18 protein-coding genes are annotated in these 17,512 nt (G+C 64.3%); 15 read left to right on the top strand and 3 right to left on the bottom strand.

Annotation, left to right across the window (positions count from 1 at the left end):
• Positions 1-211 precede the first annotated feature (211 nt).
• Positions 212-1,660, top strand: coding sequence for an aminotransferase-like domain-containing protein (locus PCO31010_RS09205; protein ID WP_150663970.1), 1,449 nt, complete (start codon positions 212-214; stop codon positions 1,658-1,660).
• Between the two features lie 18 nt (positions 1,661-1,678).
• Here PCO31010_RS09205 and PCO31010_RS09200 read toward each other — a convergent pair whose 3' ends face one another.
• Both PCO31010_RS09200 and PCO31010_RS09195 read right to left on the bottom strand, forming a co-directional pair.
• The gene (locus PCO31010_RS09200; protein ID WP_150663969.1) at positions 1,679-2,665 is read right to left on the bottom strand and encodes a GlxA family transcriptional regulator; all 987 of its coding nucleotides are present in this window, start codon (positions 2,663-2,665) and stop codon (positions 1,679-1,681) included.
• A 19-nt stretch (positions 2,666-2,684) separates the two neighbouring features.
• On the bottom strand, positions 2,685-3,956 hold the full coding sequence (locus PCO31010_RS09195; RefSeq protein WP_150663968.1) for an MFS transporter: 1,272 nt from the start codon (positions 3,954-3,956) through the stop codon (positions 2,685-2,687).
• A 304-nt stretch (positions 3,957-4,260) separates the two neighbouring features.
• Between PCO31010_RS09195 and PCO31010_RS09190 the strand changes: the two genes are divergently transcribed.
• The 7 genes from PCO31010_RS09190 to PCO31010_RS09160 all read left to right on the top strand — a co-directional run bounded on the left by PCO31010_RS09190 (position 4,261) and on the right by PCO31010_RS09160 (position 11,255).
• Complete coding sequence (locus tag PCO31010_RS09190; protein ID WP_150663967.1) at positions 4,261-4,473, top strand: DUF1059 domain-containing protein; 213 nt, start codon at positions 4,261-4,263, stop codon at positions 4,471-4,473.
• 287 nt (positions 4,474-4,760) lie between these two features.
• Complete coding sequence (gene urtA, locus PCO31010_RS09185; RefSeq protein WP_373275386.1) at positions 4,761-5,957, top strand: urea ABC transporter substrate-binding protein; 1,197 nt, start codon at positions 4,761-4,763, stop codon at positions 5,955-5,957.
• A gap of 63 nt (positions 5,958-6,020) precedes the next feature.
• The gene (gene urtB, locus PCO31010_RS09180) at positions 6,021-7,643 is read left to right on the top strand and encodes an urea ABC transporter permease subunit UrtB (protein ID WP_150663965.1); all 1,623 of its coding nucleotides are present in this window, start codon (positions 6,021-6,023) and stop codon (positions 7,641-7,643) included.
• Complete coding sequence (urtC, locus tag PCO31010_RS09175) at positions 7,644-8,846, top strand: urea ABC transporter permease subunit UrtC (protein WP_150663964.1); 1,203 nt, start codon at positions 7,644-7,646, stop codon at positions 8,844-8,846.
• Complete coding sequence (gene urtD / locus PCO31010_RS09170; RefSeq protein WP_150663963.1) at positions 8,843-9,709, top strand: urea ABC transporter ATP-binding protein UrtD; 867 nt, start codon at positions 8,843-8,845, stop codon at positions 9,707-9,709. Before urtC ends, urtD begins: the two co-directional genes overlap by 4 nt.
• A gap of 2 nt (positions 9,710-9,711) precedes the next feature.
• Positions 9,712-10,413 (top strand): urea ABC transporter ATP-binding subunit UrtE, encoded by a 702-nt coding sequence (gene urtE / locus PCO31010_RS09165; RefSeq protein ID WP_150575165.1) that lies wholly within the window; start codon positions 9,712-9,714, stop codon positions 10,411-10,413.
• On the top strand, positions 10,413-11,255 hold the full coding sequence (locus PCO31010_RS09160) for an urease accessory protein UreD (protein WP_150663962.1): 843 nt from the start codon (positions 10,413-10,415) through the stop codon (positions 11,253-11,255). The genes urtE and PCO31010_RS09160 overlap by 1 nt, the downstream gene beginning before the upstream one ends.
• 34 nt (positions 11,256-11,289) lie before the next feature.
• On the opposite strand, the gene PCO31010_RS09155 is transcribed toward PCO31010_RS09160, so the two are convergent.
• Positions 11,290-11,892, bottom strand: a complete 603-nt coding sequence (locus PCO31010_RS09155) for a cysteine hydrolase family protein (protein WP_150663961.1) — start codon at positions 11,890-11,892, stop codon at positions 11,290-11,292.
• A 378-nt stretch (positions 11,893-12,270) separates the two neighbouring features.
• Here PCO31010_RS09155 and PCO31010_RS09150 point away from each other — a divergent pair, with 378 nt between their 5' ends.
• The 7 genes from PCO31010_RS09150 (at position 12,271) to ureC (ending at position 17,447) form a co-directional block, all read left to right on the top strand.
• On the top strand, positions 12,271-12,951 hold the full coding sequence (locus PCO31010_RS09150; protein WP_150663960.1) for an amino acid ABC transporter permease: 681 nt from the start codon (positions 12,271-12,273) through the stop codon (positions 12,949-12,951).
• Positions 12,948-13,598 carry an amino acid ABC transporter permease gene (locus tag PCO31010_RS09145; RefSeq protein WP_150663959.1) on the top strand — a complete coding sequence of 217 codons (651 nt, stop codon included), beginning with the start codon at positions 12,948-12,950 and terminating at the stop codon, positions 13,596-13,598. The genes PCO31010_RS09150 and PCO31010_RS09145 overlap by 4 nt, the downstream gene beginning before the upstream one ends.
• The gene (locus PCO31010_RS09140) at positions 13,585-14,307 is read left to right on the top strand and encodes an amino acid ABC transporter ATP-binding protein (RefSeq protein WP_150663958.1); all 723 of its coding nucleotides are present in this window, start codon (positions 13,585-13,587) and stop codon (positions 14,305-14,307) included. The genes PCO31010_RS09145 and PCO31010_RS09140 overlap by 14 nt, the downstream gene beginning before the upstream one ends.
• A gap of 46 nt (positions 14,308-14,353) precedes the next feature.
• Entirely contained in the window at positions 14,354-14,656 is a 303-nt protein-coding gene (locus PCO31010_RS09135) for an urease subunit gamma (RefSeq protein WP_039394912.1), read from the top strand.
• An 82-nt stretch (positions 14,657-14,738) separates the two neighbouring features.
• Positions 14,739-15,416: a HupE/UreJ family protein gene (locus PCO31010_RS09130; RefSeq protein WP_174984541.1), complete on the top strand. Its 678-nt coding sequence runs from the start codon at positions 14,739-14,741 to the stop codon at positions 15,414-15,416.
• 28 nt (positions 15,417-15,444) lie between these two features.
• On the top strand, positions 15,445-15,750 hold the full coding sequence (locus PCO31010_RS09125; RefSeq protein ID WP_039394909.1) for an urease subunit beta: 306 nt from the start codon (positions 15,445-15,447) through the stop codon (positions 15,748-15,750).
• The gene (gene ureC, locus PCO31010_RS09120) at positions 15,747-17,447 is read left to right on the top strand and encodes an urease subunit alpha (protein ID WP_150575160.1); all 1,701 of its coding nucleotides are present in this window, start codon (positions 15,747-15,749) and stop codon (positions 17,445-17,447) included. The genes PCO31010_RS09125 and ureC overlap by 4 nt, the downstream gene beginning before the upstream one ends.
• Positions 17,448-17,512: the final 65 nt, after the last annotated feature.

Raw genomic sequence — 17,512 nt, 5'->3', positions numbered from 1 at the left:
TCTCCCGGAAAATGGTTATTCTGTATCGGTCAATTGCCTCAACTGTATTGGCAACAGCCGATGGAGCGGACACCCGCCCGCCCCGCACCACGCGGGCCGGGGCCGGATGTGATGCCGCTCGGGATTTACCCGTACACCGCAGATTGAGTGTTCGACGGAGTGCGTAATCCGCACGCTCGCTCGCCATCCTTACCCGTACTTTCGTCAAACCATGGTCCAGCCGCTCGCCTTTACCCTGAACCGCGCGCAACCCGAAGCCCTCGTCGACCAGATCGTGCGGGAGGTCGAGCGGGCGTTGCAGCGTCAGACCTTGCACGCGGGCATGCGCATGCCGTCGATCCGGTCGCTGGCGAAGGCGCACGGCATCAGCACGTTCACGGTGGTGGAGGCGTACGACCGTCTCGTCGCACACGGCACGCTCGTGGCCCGGCGCGGCGCGGGGTTCTTCGTGGCGGGTGCGGCAGACGCGCGCGAGGCCGGTTCGTCCACTCTCGGCGGGAGTCTGTCGATGGGGGCCGCCGCGAGCGAAGTCACCAACGCCTGGTTGCTCTCGGAGATCTTCGCGGACGACTCCATCGCGGTGAAAAGCGGTTGCGGCTGGTTGCCCGACAGTTGGCTCGACGAGGACGGTCTGCATGGCGCGCTGCGTTCGCTGTCGAAGGGACCGGGCGCGCATTTCGCGCACTACGGGCATCCGCACGGTTATGGACCGTTGCGTCAGTGGCTCGCGCGCCGCCTTGGTGAGTTGTCCATTGAAGCGCCGCCCGAGCAGATCGTGCTCACGCATGGCGCAACGCAGGCATTGGATCTCGTGGTGCGCACATTGCTCAAGCCGGGCGACACGGTGCTGGTCGAAGCCCCCGCGTACTGCAATCTGCTGGCGGTGTTGCGTCTGGCGGGACTGAACGTCGTGGGCATCCCCCGCACGGAAGCCGGGCTGGACCTCGCGGCGCTGGAGCAGGCGGCGCAGACGCATCGCCCGCGCGCGCTGTTCGTGAATCCGGCGTTGCAGAACCCGTTGGGTACGTCGCTCACACCGGCGTCGGCGCATCGCATCTTGCAGTGCGCCGAGCAGCATGGTTTCTGGATCGTCGAGGACGACATCTATCGTGAGCTTGCGCCAGCGGGCACACCGTCATTGGCGGCGATGGACGGGTTGTCGCGCGTGATTTACGTTTCCAGTTTTTCGAAGACGATCTCACCGTCGGTGCGGGTGGGGTATCTGGCGTGTTCGCGCGATCTGGCACATGAGATCGCGCGCAGCAAAATGGTCGCAGGGCTGACGTCGTCCGAGATCAACGAGCGCATCGTGCACGCGATCCTGACCGAAGGACGCCACCGTAAGCACATCGAACGTCTGTCGGATCGACTGACGCGCTCCCGTGCACGTCTCATCACCCAATTGCAATCGCACGGCGTGACGCTGCTAGCGCAGCCGGAAGGCGGCATGTTCGTGTGCGGCAGCTTGCCGGACGCCACCCAACCCGCCCGCGAGTTGGCAGAAGCGGCGCTACTGGAGAGCATCATGCTCGCCCCGGGCGAGTTCTTCCTCGCCCACAACGAACCCTGCCACTGGTTCCGCTTCAACGTCGCATACTCGGACGACGCACGTCTGTTCCGGTTTCTGGATAAGGCGGCGGCGGGGAAGTTGGCGGCTTGATTAGCGCGGGGCGGATCCCTACGCCTCAAACCCCACCCCAAACCGCTCCCGATACGCTACCGGCGTCACGCCGTACTGACGTTGAAACGCGCGGCGCAGATTCTGTTCGTCGCCGAAGCCCACGCGCGCGGCGATGCGTTTGAGCGACGCATCCGAATCGAGCAACGCGAAACGCGCCGCTTCCAGACGCATGCGCTCCACCGCCTTCGCAGGTGTCGACCCCGTGCGCGCGAGATAGCTGCGCGCGAACGTTCTCGGACTCATGTTCGCCTGCTCCGCCAACCGCATCACCGACAGATCGCCGTCCAGCCGCTCCGACATCCACGCATGCAAATCGCCGAACGGCGCGCCCGCCGCGACCTGCTCCTGTAACGGCGGACTGAACTGCGACTGCCCGCCCGCGCGCTTGAGAAACACCACCAGCCGACGCGCCGCCTGCAACGCGACATCCACGCCGCAATCGTCTTCGATCAGCGCCAGCCCGAGATCGATGCCCGCCGTGATCCCGGCCGACGTCCACACCGGGTCTGCACGCACGTAGATCGGATCGGACTCGACCAGCACCTCCGGATAGCACGCCTGCAACATCGCCGTGTCCAGCCAGTGCGTCGTGGCGCGCCGCCCATTGAGCAGCCCCGCCGACGCAAGCACGAACGCGCCCACGCACACCGAACACACGCGCCTCACACGCGGTGCGTAGCCACGCAACCATTCACCCACCGGCCCCGGCACCGCCGGACGATGCGCCACCGCACCGCCCACCGCGATCAGCGTGTCGACTTGCATCGCATCCAGCGCCCGCATCGGCTCTGTGTGCAACGTGATACCCGACCCCGTCTCCACCGGGCCGCCATGCTCCGACACAACGATGGTCTTGTACGGTGCTTCCTGCCCCAGCTCCGTGAAGTTGCGGACGACGGCGTGAAACGCGTCGAGCGGCCCCGCCAGATCCAGCAGAACGAACGGCGGCACGAGAAGAAACGCGACGAGACGAGGTTGGCTCATGGTGAACGGTCAGTCGATATCAAGCCGTCGCGTGCGCCGGACGACGCTTCGCATCGACGGCGTACCACACGGTCGCCAGCGCCGCGATCGTCAGTAAAGGGAACGTCGCCTGATTGATCGTGGCCCAGCCGAAACGCGCCAGCAATTGCCCGGCAAAAAGACTCGCCAGCGCAGTACCCGCAAAGGTGATGAATTCGTTCGCGGCCTGCGCGCGTGCACGCTCGGCCGGACGGTACGACATCGTGAGCAACGTCGTGCCGCCCACGAACATGAAGTTCCAGCCGACGCCGAGAAACGCCAGCGCCGCATAGAAGTACGCCAGACTCGTCGACATCAGCGCGAGCACACCGCACAGCGCCGACATGCCGATGCCGAGCAGCAGCACCGGCACCACACCCCAACGCTTCACGAGATGACCGGAGAAGAACGACGGCGCGTACATGCCGACCAGATGCCACTCGATGATGTGTGCGCCATCGTCGATGCTGTGACCGCACGCGACTGCTGCAATCGGCGTCGCCGTCATCACGAACATCATCACCATGAAGCCGATCAGATTGTTCGCGAGCGCCGCGACGTAAATCGGCTGGCGCATGATCTCGCCCAGCGGACGCGCCGGAAGCTCCGTCGCACCGCCCGCCGCCCCACCCGCTGCGTGCACCGGCAAGTCACGCAGAAAGCCGACGAGCAGCAGCAACGAGATGCCCGAGAGGATCGTCACGACGAGATACGAACCGGCGAACGTCACCGGCGCGAGCCAGTCCTTGCTGCCCGCCGCGAGCGCCGGTCCGATCACGGCCGCCAGCACGCCGCCCGTGAGTACGACGGAGATGGCGCGCGGCTTGTCTTCGACGGGCACGACATCCGCCGCCGCAAGCCGGTAGTAACGCGCAAACGCCTGAAACACGCCCACACATGCCGTCCCCGCGCAGAACATCGCGAAGTGCTTCTCGTAAATCGCCATCACCGACACCAGACCGCCCACAGTGCCAAACAGCGCGCCCAGCGCGAAGCCGAGCCGCTGGCCGAAGCGCTGGATCAGCATCGACGCGAAGATCGTTGTAATTGCCGAAGCGACGGTAATGAGCGAGAACGGCAGCGTCGCATACCCCTTGTCGGACGCCAGCATGTAGCCGACGAGGCCGGTCAGCGTGAGGTCGACCGACAACGCCGCCGTGTAGAGCGCCTGACAGGCCGCGAGGACGGCGGCATAGCGTCGGCCCAGTCGACGGCGCTGATGCCCGGCGGGTTCGGAAGGTGGCGCGGTGCGCCCGGCAACGGTATCGGTCATGGTGTGATGTCGAGTCGGTGAGAAGTCTTCGGACGCCGTCATCTTGCCGTCAGCCAATTTGGCACGAATGCCAATCATGCATCAAAAAATGCCAGAGCGGCATGTCGGACACCCCCCGGTGGGGGCATTCCCGCACCTCGATCTAAGGTGCGCACCTGGCGCGTGACTACCCCTTGGGGAAACCCGTCTCGTTACCGTCGCCTTATCCCCTGCGGCCTATACTTTTTGAACCACTTCGCGTGGCGTTCATCGCTCGCTGTGGTTCATGCATGCGTCATCTGTCTGTTTGTGCGAGGAGAGCATCATGGCTCGCAAATTCATCGATTGCCGGGAATTCCCCAGCGAAATGAACTGTTCGGTCGCGCTTTGCGCAGACTCCGAAAACGAATTGCTGGAGGCGGCCGTGCAGCACGCGGTCACGGTCCACAAGCACACCGATTCGGCGGAACTGCGTTCGCTTCTGACATCCCTCTTTCATGACGGCACACCGCCCTTAGATTCGCCGCCCAAAGCCTGACCCTCTCACGCGCGAACGGACAGGTTCGCGCGCCAAGTCGGTGCGCACCAATACGGCGCGCCGTCGCACCACCGTGTCTCGCGCCCATAGCGGGCTTCCTGAAAATCCATCCCCCCGCCCCCGTCGACACGCCTTGCGCCCCTAATGGCAGCACGCTGGCACGACCCTTGCGTTAATTCCCCCTATACCGGATCGACCGGTCTAACCAGGAAAGGGGAAGACGTACCATGAAACGACGCACGCTACTCCAGATGGCGGCCCTCTCGGGCGCCGCATCGCTCACCGGCATGGCGCCCAACTTGTTCGCGCAAAGCAAGCAGCCCATCAAGATCGGTATCCTGCATTCGCTCTCGGGCACGATGGCCATCTCGGAGACGTCGCTCAAGGACGTCGCCCTCATGACCATTGCCGACATCAACGCCAAAGGCGGCGTGATGGGCCGACCGCTCGAAGCCGTGGTCGTCGACCCCGCCTCGAACTGGCCGCTCTTCGCCGAGAAAGCTCGTCAGTTGCTCACCAAGGACAAAGTCGCCGCCGTATTCGGCTGCTGGACGTCGGTGTCGCGCAAGTCGGTGCTGCCCGTCTTCGAAGAACTCAACGGTCTGCTCTACTACCCGGTGCAGTACGAAGGCGAAGAGATGTCGAAGAACGTCTTCTACACGGGCGCTGCACCGAATCAGCAGGCGATCCCCGCTGTGGAATACGTGATGAGCAAGGAAGGCGGCAGCGCCAAGCGCTTCTTCCTGCTCGGCACCGATTACGTCTATCCGCGCACGACCAACAAGATCCTGCGCGCCTTCCTGCACTCGAAGGGCGTCGCCGACAAGGACATTCAGGAGGTCTACACGCCGTTCGGCCACAGCGACTACCAGACCATCGTCGCCAACATCAAACAGTTTGCTCAGGGCGGCAAGACCACCGTCATCTCCACGATCAACGGCGATTCGAACGTGCCGTTCTACAAGGAACTCGGCAATCAGGGCATCAAGGCAACGGACGTGCCGGTCGTGGCGTTCTCGGTCGGCGAAGAGGAACTGCGCGGCATCGACACCAAGCCGCTCGTGGGGCATCTGGCCGCATGGAACTACTTCATGTCGGTCAAGAACCCGACCAACGAAGCGTTCAAGAAGGAATGGTTTGCCTACGTGAAGGCCAAGGGTCTGCCCGGCGGCGACAAGCGCGTGACGAACGACCCGATGGAAGCCACCTTCGTGGGCATGCATATGTGGAAGCAGGCCGTCGAGAAGGCGGGCAGCGTGGACGTCGACAAGGTTCGCACCGCCATGATCGGTCAATCGTTCAAGTCGCCGGACGGCTTCGACATGGTCATGGACGGCAATCACCACCTGCACAAGCCGGTGATGATCGGCGAAATCCGCCCGGACGGTCAGTTCAACGTGGTGTGGAAGACGAAGGCGCCTGTGCGTGCCCAGCCGTGGAGCCCGTTCATCGCGGGTAACGAAGGCAAGCCCGACAAGGTCTGATCTTCCTTCCATTCCTTGCGCCGGAGCCGCACACCGCGCTTCCGGCGCATGCAGAGGTTTCGCATGATAACGATAAGACGCTGGACCGCTGCCGCCCTTGTCCTGCTTTCGCTGGGCGCTGCGCTGACAATCTCCCACCCCGCCCGTGCCGCCGTCACCGACGCCGACCTCACCGCCCTCGCGGGCGACGACTTCGACGCCAAGGCACAAGCCATCGATCACCTCGCCGCCGACGGTTCGCCGCAGGCGGCCGCACTCCTCAAGGCACTCGCCGACGACTCGGCCGTGACCGTGGGCGAGCGCCTCGCGATTCAGAAGGACGACAAGTACGTCGACCCGATCACGGGTGCGCCGGTCAAAGCCGATGACGCCGGGTCGCTCACGCTGAACAACGTGCTGCGCGCAAAGGTTGCGACGGCCGCCGCCGCCGGTACGCTGCTGTCGACCGATCGCGACGCGCGTGCGCAAGCCATCGACACGATGTTGCAGAACCCGTCGCCCGCGTTCAAGACGCTGATCGAACAAGCGCGCCAGAAGGAAACCGATCCTGCGTTGCGCAAACGTCTCGATCAGCTCTGGGCGCAGTCGGCGCTGCACGACACCGATCCGAAGAAGCGCCGTGAAGCCATCGATCTGATTGCCTCTGCGGGCGATCCGCAGATGCGCGATCTGCTGCTGCCCATCGTCGCCAAGCAGGCCGACGGCACCTACGCCGAGCCCGACGCCACCGTGCGCAGCGCCGCCGACATCGCGCTCACGCAACTGGCCGCCGCACAGCGCCGCAGCGAGTTCTTCGGGACGGTGTTCGCCGGTCTGTCGCTCGGCAGCGTGCTGTTGCTCGCGGCACTCGGGCTGGCGATTACCTACGGCCTGATCGGCGTCATCAACATGGCGCACGGCGAGTTTCTGATGGTCGGCGCGTATGCCACCTACGTCGTGCAAACGTTGTTCCAGCGCTTCCTGCCGGGGGCGTTCGACTTCTATCTCGTCGCCGCCGTGCCCGCCGCGTTCGTCGTGGCCGCCGCGCTCGGTTTCGTGCTGGAGCGCACCGTCATCAAGCATTTGTACGGACGTCCGCTGGAGACGCTGCTCACCACGTTCGGTATCAGCCTGCTCCTGATTCAGGCGGTGCGCACGCTGTTCGGCGCGCAGAACGTCGAAGTCATCAATCCGTCGTGGATGAGTGGCGGCGTCGCCGTACTGCCGAATCTGATGCTGCCGTACAACCGCATCGTGATTCTGGTGTTCGCGCTGGTCGTGGTGGCGCTCACATGGTCGGTGCTCAATCTCACGCGCCTGGGTCTATTCATTCGCGCCGTGACGCAGAACCGCTCGATGGCGGCGTGCGTCGGCGTGAAGACGGGACGCGTCGACAGCTACGACTTCGCTTTCGGCGCAGGCATCGCCGGTCTCGGCGGCTGCGCCCTCTCGCAGATTGGTAACGTCGGCCCGGACCTCGGTCAGAGCTACATCATCGATTCGTTCATGGCCGTGGTGCTGGGCGGCGTGGGCCAACTCGCGGGGACGATCGTCGGCGCATTCGGTCTGGGCATCGCCAACAAGCTGCTCGAACCCGTGTGGGGTGCCGTGCTTGCGAAGATCGCCGTGCTGATCCTGATCGTGCTGTTCATCCAGAAACGCCCGCAGGGCATGTTTGCGCTCAAAGGGCGCAGTGCGGAGGCCTGAATGCAGACGTCGAACTTTCTTCCCGAAGGTGTCGCCCCGACGATGCCACTGGACGTGCCCGCACGCGCCCGTCTGCTGCCGAAACACGTCGCCCCGGTGCTGCTGGCGTTCGTGCTGGCGGTGATGGTGATCGTGCCGGTGTGTGCGCTGGTGTTGCCCGCCACACATCCGTTGCATCTGTCGGCATACGCCATGACGCTCGTCGGCAAGATCATGTGCTACGCGATTGCCGCGCTGGCGCTCGATCTCGTGTGGGGGTACTGCGGCATTCTGAGCCTCGGTCACGGCCTGTTCTTCGCGCTTGGCGGCTATGCGATGGGGATGTACCTCATGCGCGGAATCGGTCGCGACGGCGTGTATCACAGCGATCTGCCCGACTTCATGGTGTTCCTCGACTGGAAAGAACTGCCCTGGTACTGGACCGGCACCGAGCACTTCGCCTGGGCGATGTTCCTCGTCGTGGCGCTGCCGGGTGTGGTCGCGTGGCTCTTCGGATATCTGGCGTTCCGCTCGCGCGTGAAGGGCGTCTATCTGTCGATCATCACGCAAGCGCTCACGTTCGCCGCCATGCTGCTGTTCTATCGCAACGAGACCGGCTTCGGCGGCAACAATGGCTTTACCGATTTCAAGCGCATTCTGGGCTACTCGATCACCTCGGCGAACACGCGTACGGTGCTGTTTCTGGTGACGTTCGCTGTGCTGGTCGGCGCGTTCCTGCTGTGCCGCGCACTGGTGGTGTCGAAGTTCGGACGCGTCGTCACCGCGATTCGCGACGGCGAGTCCCGCGCCATGTTCCTCGGCTATCGACCGCTCAGCTACAAGTTGTTCGTCTGGACGCTGTCGGCCATGCTGTGCGGCATTGCCGGTGCGCTCTATGTGCCGCAGGTCGGCATCATCAACCCGAGCGAGATGGCCCCGGTCAACTCCATCGAAATGGCGATCTGGGTCGCCATCGGCGGACGCGGCTCGCTCGTCGGTGCGATTGCCGGTGCGTTCATCGTCAACGGCGCGAAGAGCTTCTTCACCGCCTACTTCGCCGAATACTGGCTGTTCTTCCTCGGCGCGATGTTCGTGCTGGTGCCGCTGCTGCTGCCGCAGGGCGTGATGGGTCTGGTCACGCAACTCACGCGTAAGCGCGACCGCCACGCCCCTATCGCTGCGGAAGGCGACGTACCCCATTCCGTTTCCGGAGACCGCGCATGAGACCCGACTACGACATCAGCTGGCAACAGGCCGATGCGCCGGAGGCTTCCGTCTCGGTCAGTGGCGACGCGACGGGCATGTCGCACCTCGTGGTGCCCGGCGAAATCGACACGTCGCACGGCCTCATCCTCTATTTGGAGAACATCTGCGTTTCGTTCGACGGCTTTCGCGCGCTGAACGATCTGTCGCTATCGATCAAGACCAACGAACTGCGCTGCATCATCGGCCCCAACGGCGCAGGCAAGACGACGATGATGGACGTAATCACGGGTAAGACGCGCCCCGACTCGGGACGCGCCTTCCTCGGTCAGACGCTCGACCTCACGCGTCTGGACGAACCGGCCATCGCGCAGGCGGGCGTCGGGCGCAAGTTTCAGAAGCCGACGGTGTTCGAGCATCACAGCGTCTGGGAAAATCTCGAACTCGCGTGTGCGGGGGATAAGCGCTGGTTCCGTGCGCTGTGGGCCGTGCTGACGCCGACCATCAAACGTCGTGTCGAGGAAGTGCTGGCGCTCACGCACCTGGAACATCAGGCGCATGTGCGTGCGGGGCAGTTGTCGCACGGGCAAAAGCAGCGACTGGAGATCGGCATGTTGCTGATGCAGCAGCCGCAGTTGTTGCTGCTCGACGAACCGGCCGCTGGCATGACCGACGAAGAGACGGCGCAACTGGCCGAGTTGCTCAACCGTCTGCGAGGGCATTGTTCGATGATGGTGGTCGAGCACGACATGGCGTTCGTCGCCGCGCTAGCGGGGGAGACCGGTCTCGTCACCGTGATGGCCGAAGGCCGGGTGCTCGCCGAAGGCACGCTCGACGCGGTGCAACGCGACGAACGCGTGATCGAATCGTATCTGGGACGCTGACCATGCTGGAAATTCACGCACTCAATCAGTTCTACAGCGGCAGTCACATCCTGCGCAACGTGGAGTTCACGGTGCCCGACGCGCAACTCACCGTGCTGTTGGGGCGTAACGGCGTGGGCAAGACCACGCTCCTCAAATGCCTCATGGGCGTGGTGCCGGTGAAGTCGGGCAGCATCGCGTGGCGCGGCAAGACGCTGACGTCGGCCCCGTCCTATGCGCGCGTATCGAGCGGCATGGCGTACGTGCCGCAAGGTCGCGAGATCTTTCCGCGTCTCACCGTCGAAGAGAATCTGCTGATCGGTGCCGCGAGCCGCCCGTCGCGCGAGGCGAAGCGCGGCGTGCCGGACGACATCTACGAGTTGTTCCCCGTGCTGCGCGACATGAAGCAGCGGCGCGGCGGCGACCTGTCCGGCGGACAGCAGCAGCAACTCGCCATCGGGCGCGCGCTCATGAGCGACCCGCAACTGCTGATTCTGGACGAACCGACGGAAGGCATTCAACCGTCGATCATCAAGGACATCGGTCGCACGCTGCGACGTCTGGTGGACGAGCGCGGCATGACGGTGTTGCTCGTCGAGCAGTACTACGACTTCGCGCTCGAACTCGCTGACCACTATCGCGTAATGAGCCGCGGCGCCATCGTCGCAAGCGGGCTGGGCAAGGACATGGAAGCCGACGGCGTGCGGCACATGGTGGCGGTGTGATGGCGTCGACGGAAACCGGCTGGCACGCCGAGCTGACGCTCGGCTTCGAGCGCCATGACGCCCGCACGGTGCTCGCAACGCGCCGACATCAGGGACCGCTCGTCGTACAGAAGTCGTTACATCCGGAAGGCCCCGGCATCTGCCATGCGGTCGTCGTGCATCCGCCCGGCGGCATCGCGGGCGGCGACGCGTTGTCCATCGATATCGACGTCGGTCGTGATAGCCATGCCGTGCTGACGACGCCCGGTGCGACGAAGTGGTACAAGTCGCAAGGCCGCTTCGGCACACAGGACATTACGCTGACGGTGCACGACGGCGCGAAGCTTGACTGGCTGCCGCTGGAGAACATCGTGTTCGAGCATGCGGATGCGCGTCAGCGCGTGACCGTGCGTCTTGGCGAGAACGCGACCGTCATCGGCTGGGACGCGACGCTGCTCGGCCGTCAGGCGGCAGGGGAGCAGTGGACACAAGGCCGCTGGCGTTCGAACTTCGCACTGCGCGACGCGCAGGATCGTCTGCTGTGGGCGGAGCAGGCGGTGCTCGGGGCGGACGATCCACAGCGCACCGGCGCGACCGGCCTTGCAAGCTTCCCCGTCTTCGCGGCGCTCTGGGCGGTCGGACCGGCGTGTACGCGCGAGTTGGCCGAGTCCCTGGCCGAGGGACTGCCGTTCAGCGAGGACATCCGTGCCGGTATTACGTGCCTGCCCGGCAACGTCCTCGTCCTGCGCGTGCTCGGCCGCGAGATGGAGGCGGTGCGCCAACTGCTGATCGCGCATTGGCTCAAGCTGCGCCCGATCGTGCATGGAGCACCGGCCGAGCCGCTTCGAATCTGGGCGACGTGAGGCCGCTACACGCACACACATCACCGATGCAAGGTCATGCCGACAGCGCAGCCAGCACGTCCTGCGACCGCACGATATCCGCGTTACGCGTCAGCACCTTATCGAGCAGCACCTGCTCGACCTCGCCGTCCGGGTCCGGGCAGCAGTCGCGAGCGATGACGACGCGATAGTCGAGATCGAACGCCTGACGCGTGGTCGATAGCACGACGCCGCTGGTCGTCACGCCCGCCAGCACGAGCGTGTCGATATTGGCCGAGCGCAGCAGCGTCTGCATGTCGGTACCACTGAACGCGCCGATGCGCTTCTTGACGACGACGGCCTCGCCGTCCTGCGGCGCGACGTCGGGATGGATGGCCGTGGCGGGCTGATCGAGCGTCAGCACGCCGTTGGCCTTGATCGCGGAGAAGATGCGATTGCGCGCGCTGACCTCCGGATGTCCGGTGCGAAAGCCGACCATCACGTAGACGACCGTCATCTTCGCCGCGCGCGCGGCCCCCAGTAGTTGCGCCGTCTTGCCGATGACTTCGGCGTGACGCTCGGCGGCCACATTGTTTTGCAGAATGAAGTGCTGGTAATCCATCACGAGCAAGGCGGTCTTCGTGGGATCGAGGTGAAGGGGGGATGACAGCGTCGACATCTTCGTAGCTCCGGTAAGTTCTGCGCGCGAGCAAGTCGCAACGCCGTCACTGTCTTCGCCCCGCTCGCCTGCGTCAAGTCATCGCGGCGATGCGCGTCACACACCGCCTCGACGCACCATTTCGCACCATTTCGGTGATAACCCCGGGTCGCATCGTCAGCACACCGTCCATTTCGCACCAACATCGGGCACACCGAAAAGTCGCCAGTCCGTCTGCGCATCGGTCGCTGCGTTGGCCGACGGACCCCGCCGCGACTTCCGCCAAAGCGGCACACCACTCGATGGGGTCAGGCACGAATCCTGCTACCTCACTGTATCGACCGGTCTGACCAGACGCGCCGATCCTTTGCATCCCCCCCTTTCACCTCATGCCGCCTAATGCATTACGTCCTTGATTTCGCCGACCTGCGGCAGTACTTCGCGCTGTTCGTGCGCGGTGCCGCGCTGACGATTGCGCTCACGGCCGTCTCCACGGTCATCGGCGTGGTCATCGGTGCGCTGTGCGCCGCTGCGCGCGAGCAGGGCTCGAACGGCCTCAGGTTCTTCGCCGGACTGTACGTCGAGCTGTTCCGCAACACGCCGTTCATCGTTCAGTTGTTCTTCATCTTCTTCGGGCTGCCCAGCGTCGGCATTCATATCGACGAGACGAGCGCCGCCATCATCGCCATGAGTCTCAACCTCGGTGCGTACGCAACCGAGATCATTCGTGCAGGCATGCGCGCTGTGCCGCGCGGACTGTCCGAAGCCGGCCTCTCGCTCGCCATGACGCGCGGGCAGATCCTGCGTCACGTGATCCTGCCGCAAGCATTCGCCAAGGTGTTCCCGGCGCTCGCCAGCCAGATCGTCATCGTGATGCTCAGCTCGGCCGTCGTCTCGCAAATCTCCGTCCCCGATCTCTCGTATGCAGCCAACTTCGTGCAGTCGCGCACATTCCGCGCCTTCGAGAGTTATCTGATCGTCACCGCGCTCTATCTGGTACTCGCCATCGCGCTTCGTCGTGTGCTGATGCGTGCCGCACGCCGTCTGTTTCGCGGCATGGTGAAGGGAGGCGCACGATGATCGAGTTTTCGATAGCGGACATGCTGCGCGGGTTGATCCTTGCCGGACGCTGGACGCTCGCACTCTCAGCTATCGCGTTCGTGTGCGGGGGACTGGTCGCGCTGCTGCTTCTGGTGATTCGCGTCGGACGCGTGCAATGGGCCGCGCGCGCCGTGGCGCTGTACATCGAAGTGTTTCAGGGCACGCCGCTGCTCATGCAGCTCTTTCTGGTGTTCTTCGGGCTACCGTTGCTCGGGCTGGAAGTGTCGCCGTGGGTAGCGGCAACCGTGTGTCTCACGCTTTACACCAGCGCTTACCTGACGGAAATCTGGCGCGGCTGCGTCGACGCCATCCCGCACGGTCAGTGGGAAGCGTCGTCCAGTCTGGCGATGCGTTACGGCGAACAGTTGCGTCACGTGATCCTGCCGCAGGCGCTGCGCATCGCCATTGCGCCGACCGTCGGCTTCTCAGTGCAGGTCGTCAAGAGCACTGCGCTCGCATCGATCATCGGCTTCGACGAACTCACCAAGACCGGCACCATGCTCACCAATGCGACGTTCCAGCCGTTCACCGTGTATGGCCTCGTCGCGCTGCTCTACTTCGCTGCCTGCTACCCGCTGTCGCTGTGGGCGCGTCATCTCGAAAGGAAACTCCATGTCGCTAATTAAGGTCCGGGGCATGCAAAAGCGCTTCGGCGAGAACCCCGTGCTGCGTGGCATCGACATGGAAGTCGAGCGTGGTCAGGTCGTGTCGATCATCGGCAAAAGCGGCTCGGGCAAGAGCACACTGCTGCGCACACTCAATGGTCTGGAGCGATTCGATGCGGGGAGCGTGGACGTGGACGGCGTGCTGGTCGGCGCACGCGACACCGATCTTCGCGCGCTGCGTCTGAAGGTCGGCATGGTGTTTCAGCAGTACAACCTGTTTCCGCATCTGACGGCGGGTGAGAACGTGATGCTCGCGCAGAAGGTCGTCAAGAAGACGACGAAGCACGACGCCCGCGAAGTCGCCCGCACGATGCTCGCCAAAGTGGGGCTGGCCGACAAGTTCGACAGCTACCCGTCGCAACTCTCGGGCGGTCAGCAACAACGCGTGGCGATTGCCCGTTCGCTCGCGATGCATCCTTCGGTGCTACTGTGCGACGAAATCACTTCGGCGCTCGATCCCGAACTGGTCGCGGAAGTGCTCAAGGTGCTGGAGGACCTCGCCGCCGAAGGCATGACGCTGATTCTCGTCACGCACGAGATGCGCTTTGCACGTCATGTGTCGGATCGCGTGGTGTTCATGCATCAGGGGAAGATCTGGGAGTCCGGCGACCCGGAACAGCTCTTCACGCAGCCCGCAACGCCGGAATTGCAGCGGTTCATCGCGCAATGACGTTCCACCCTTTACCCAACGTTCGCACTGAAATTCACTCGTCAAGATGAAGCTCACTCCTCGCGAAAAAGACAAGCTGCTCATCTTCACCGCCGCCCTGCTGGCCGAGCGCCGACGCGCGCGCGGCCTGAAGCTGAACTATCCGGAAGCCGTGGCGTTCATCAGCGCCGCGCTGATGGAAGGCGCACGCGACGGTCGCACCGTCGCCGACCTCATGCACTACGGAACAACGCTGCTCACGCGTGACGACGTCATGGAAGGGGTGCCCGAGATGATTCCCGACATTCAGGTCGAAGCGACGTTTCCAGACGGCACCAAGCTCGTCACCGTGCATCACCCGATTCCATGACGTGACGGTCCGCCTCGATCGCTTCGCCTGTCATCGGTAACCATAGACAACAACACTTCGCTGCACTTTAAGGATGCCCCCCATGGCCCGCCTCGAAAACTCGATTGACGCGCACGTTGCGCTCCCCGTCTCTGCCCGCTCAACCGGCGCTCGTCGTCCTCGCCACCATGCGGTCCGCGCCCGCGTGGCGACCGGCCTTGCGTTGCTCGCTACATCGGGTGTCGCGCTGGCCCACCCGGGGCATCCGGGTCACGACGCCGTGAGCAGCTTCGCCGCCGGTTTCGTGCACCCGCTGACCGGCGCGGATCACCTCTGCGCGATGATCGTCGTGGGGCTGTGGAGTTCGCTGACGTCTAAACGCGTCTGGGCGGCACCGCTCGCGTTCGTCGCCATGCTCGCGGCCGGTGGCCTGCTCGGCATGATGCATTGGTTCTCCCTGCCCGGCGTGGAGCCGATGATCGCCGTCTCGTTGCTCGTCCTCGGTCTGATGCTCGCGACGCGTGCGCAACTGCCGGGATGGGCAGGCGCAGCGGTCGTCGGCACGTTTGCCGTCTTCCACGGTTTCGCCCACGGTGCCGAGCTGCCCACCGAAGCGAGCGCAATGCATTACATGGCCGGTTTCCTCGTCGCGACCGGCATGCTGCACTGCCTCGGCATCGCAGCCGGTGTGGCGCTGCGCCATCGCACGGTGTGGGCGCCGCGCGTGCTGGGTGCAGGCGTACTGGCCTATGGCGTGACGCTGCTCGTCGCAGCGGCCTGACGCCGGTTGCTGCCGCCAGGAGACGCTCATGATTCCCGGAGAACTGCTCCCCGCCGCTGGCGACATCACGCTCAACGAGGGGCGTGAGACCGTCAGCGTGACCGTGGCCAATACCGGCGACCGTCCGATTCAGATCGGCTCGCACTTCCACTTCTATGAAGTCAACGACGCCCTGCAATTCGACCGTGAAGCAGCGCGCGGTTTTCGGCTGAACATCGCCGCCGGGACCGCCGTTCGATTCGAACCGGGGCAACAACGCACGGTAGAACTCGTCGCGCTGGCGGGGGACCGCCGCGTTTATGGTTTTGCGGGTCGCGTCATGGGGGCGCTATGAAGATCTCTCGCCGCGCCTACGCGGAAATGTTCGGCCCGACCACGGGCGACCGGTTGCGTCTGGCCGATACGGAACTCATCGTCGAGATCGAACGCGACTACACGATCTACGGCGAAGAAGTGAAGTTCGGCGGCGGCAAAGTGATTCGCGACGGCATGGGGCAATCGCAACGCACGCGTGCCGACGTCGTCGACACCGTCATTACCAATGCCGTCATCATCGACCATTGGGGCATCGTCAAGGCCGACATCGGCCTGAAGGACGGGCGCATCTGGGGCATCGGCAAAGCCGGAAATCCCGACATCCAACCCGGCGTGACGATCCCGCTCGGCGGCGCGACGGAAGTCATCGCTGGCGAAGGCATGATCGTCACGGCAGGCGGCATCGATTCGCATATTCACTTCATCTGCCCGCAGCAGATCGAGGAAGCGCTGTCCTCGGGTGTGACGACGCTGCTCGGCGGCGGCACCGGGCCCGCAACAGGCACCAACGCGACCACCTGTACGCCGGGGCCGTGGCACATGGAACGCATGTTGCAGGCCGCCGACGGCTGGCCCATCAACCTCGGCTTTCTCGGCAAGGGCAACGTCAGTCAGCCCGAGCCGTTGATGGAGCAGATCGAAGCGGGGGCGATTGGTCTGAAGCTGCACGAGGACTGGGGCTCGACGCCTGCGGCCATCGATGCATGCCTCTCGGTGGCCGACGCCACCGACACGCAAGTCGCGATTCACACGGACACGCTGAACGAAGGCGGCTTCGTCGAAGCAACGGTTGCGGCCATCAAGGGCCGTACGATCCACACGTATCACACCGAGGGTGCGGGCGGCGGCCACGCGCCGGACATTCTGAAGGTCTGCGGCGAACCGAACGTGCTGCCGTCGTCCACCAATCCGACGCGGCCTTACACCGTCAACACGCTCGACGAACATCTCGACATGCTGATGGTTTGCCATCACCTCGATCCGGCGATTGCAGAGGACATTGCGTTTGCCGAGTCGCGCATTCGTCGCGAGACGATTGCGGCCGAAGACATCCTCCACGATCTCGGCGCACTGTCGATGATCTCGTCGGATTCGCAGGCCATGGGGCGCGTTGGGGAAGTGGTGATGCGCACCTGGCAGACGGCGCACAAGATGAAGGTGCAGCGCGGCGCGCTGGGAACGGACCCGTCGGCGTCGGACAACTTCCGTGTGAAGCGGTACGTGGCGAAGTACACGATCAACCCGGCGATCACGCACGGCATGGCGCATGAAATCGGGTCCATCGAAGTCGGAAAATGGGCCGATCTGGTGTTGTGGGAACCGGCGTTCTTCGGCGTGAAGCCGTCGCTGATTCTCAAGGGCGGCATGATCACGACGGCGCTGATGGGCGACCCGAACGCGTCGATTCCGACGCCGCAGCCGGTGCATTACCGCGAAATGTTCGGCGCACGGGCAGGCGCGCTGGCGCGGACGTCGCTGACGTTCGTCTCGCAAGCAGCGTACGATGGCGACGTGGCCGGTCGTTTCGGGCTGGCCAAACGCATCGTGCCGGTGCGCAATATCCGGCAGGTGACCAAGGCCAACATGATCAATAACGACTGGCTGCCGAACATCAGCGTCGATCCCGAGACCTATCAGGTCATCGCGGACGGACAACTGCTGACGTGCGAGCCCGCCACCGTGTTGCCCATGGCCCAACGCTACTTTCTTTTCTGATTCTGCCGAGCCATGTCGCAAGATTCCGAACTCTCCGCATCCGAGAACCCTCCGTCGTCGACCAC

The sequence above is a fragment of the Pandoraea commovens genome, from assembly GCF_902459615.1.
Classification (GTDB): Bacteria; Pseudomonadota; Gammaproteobacteria; order Burkholderiales; family Burkholderiaceae; genus Pandoraea; species Pandoraea commovens.
This window is presented reverse-complemented; position numbering and strand designations above follow the sequence as displayed.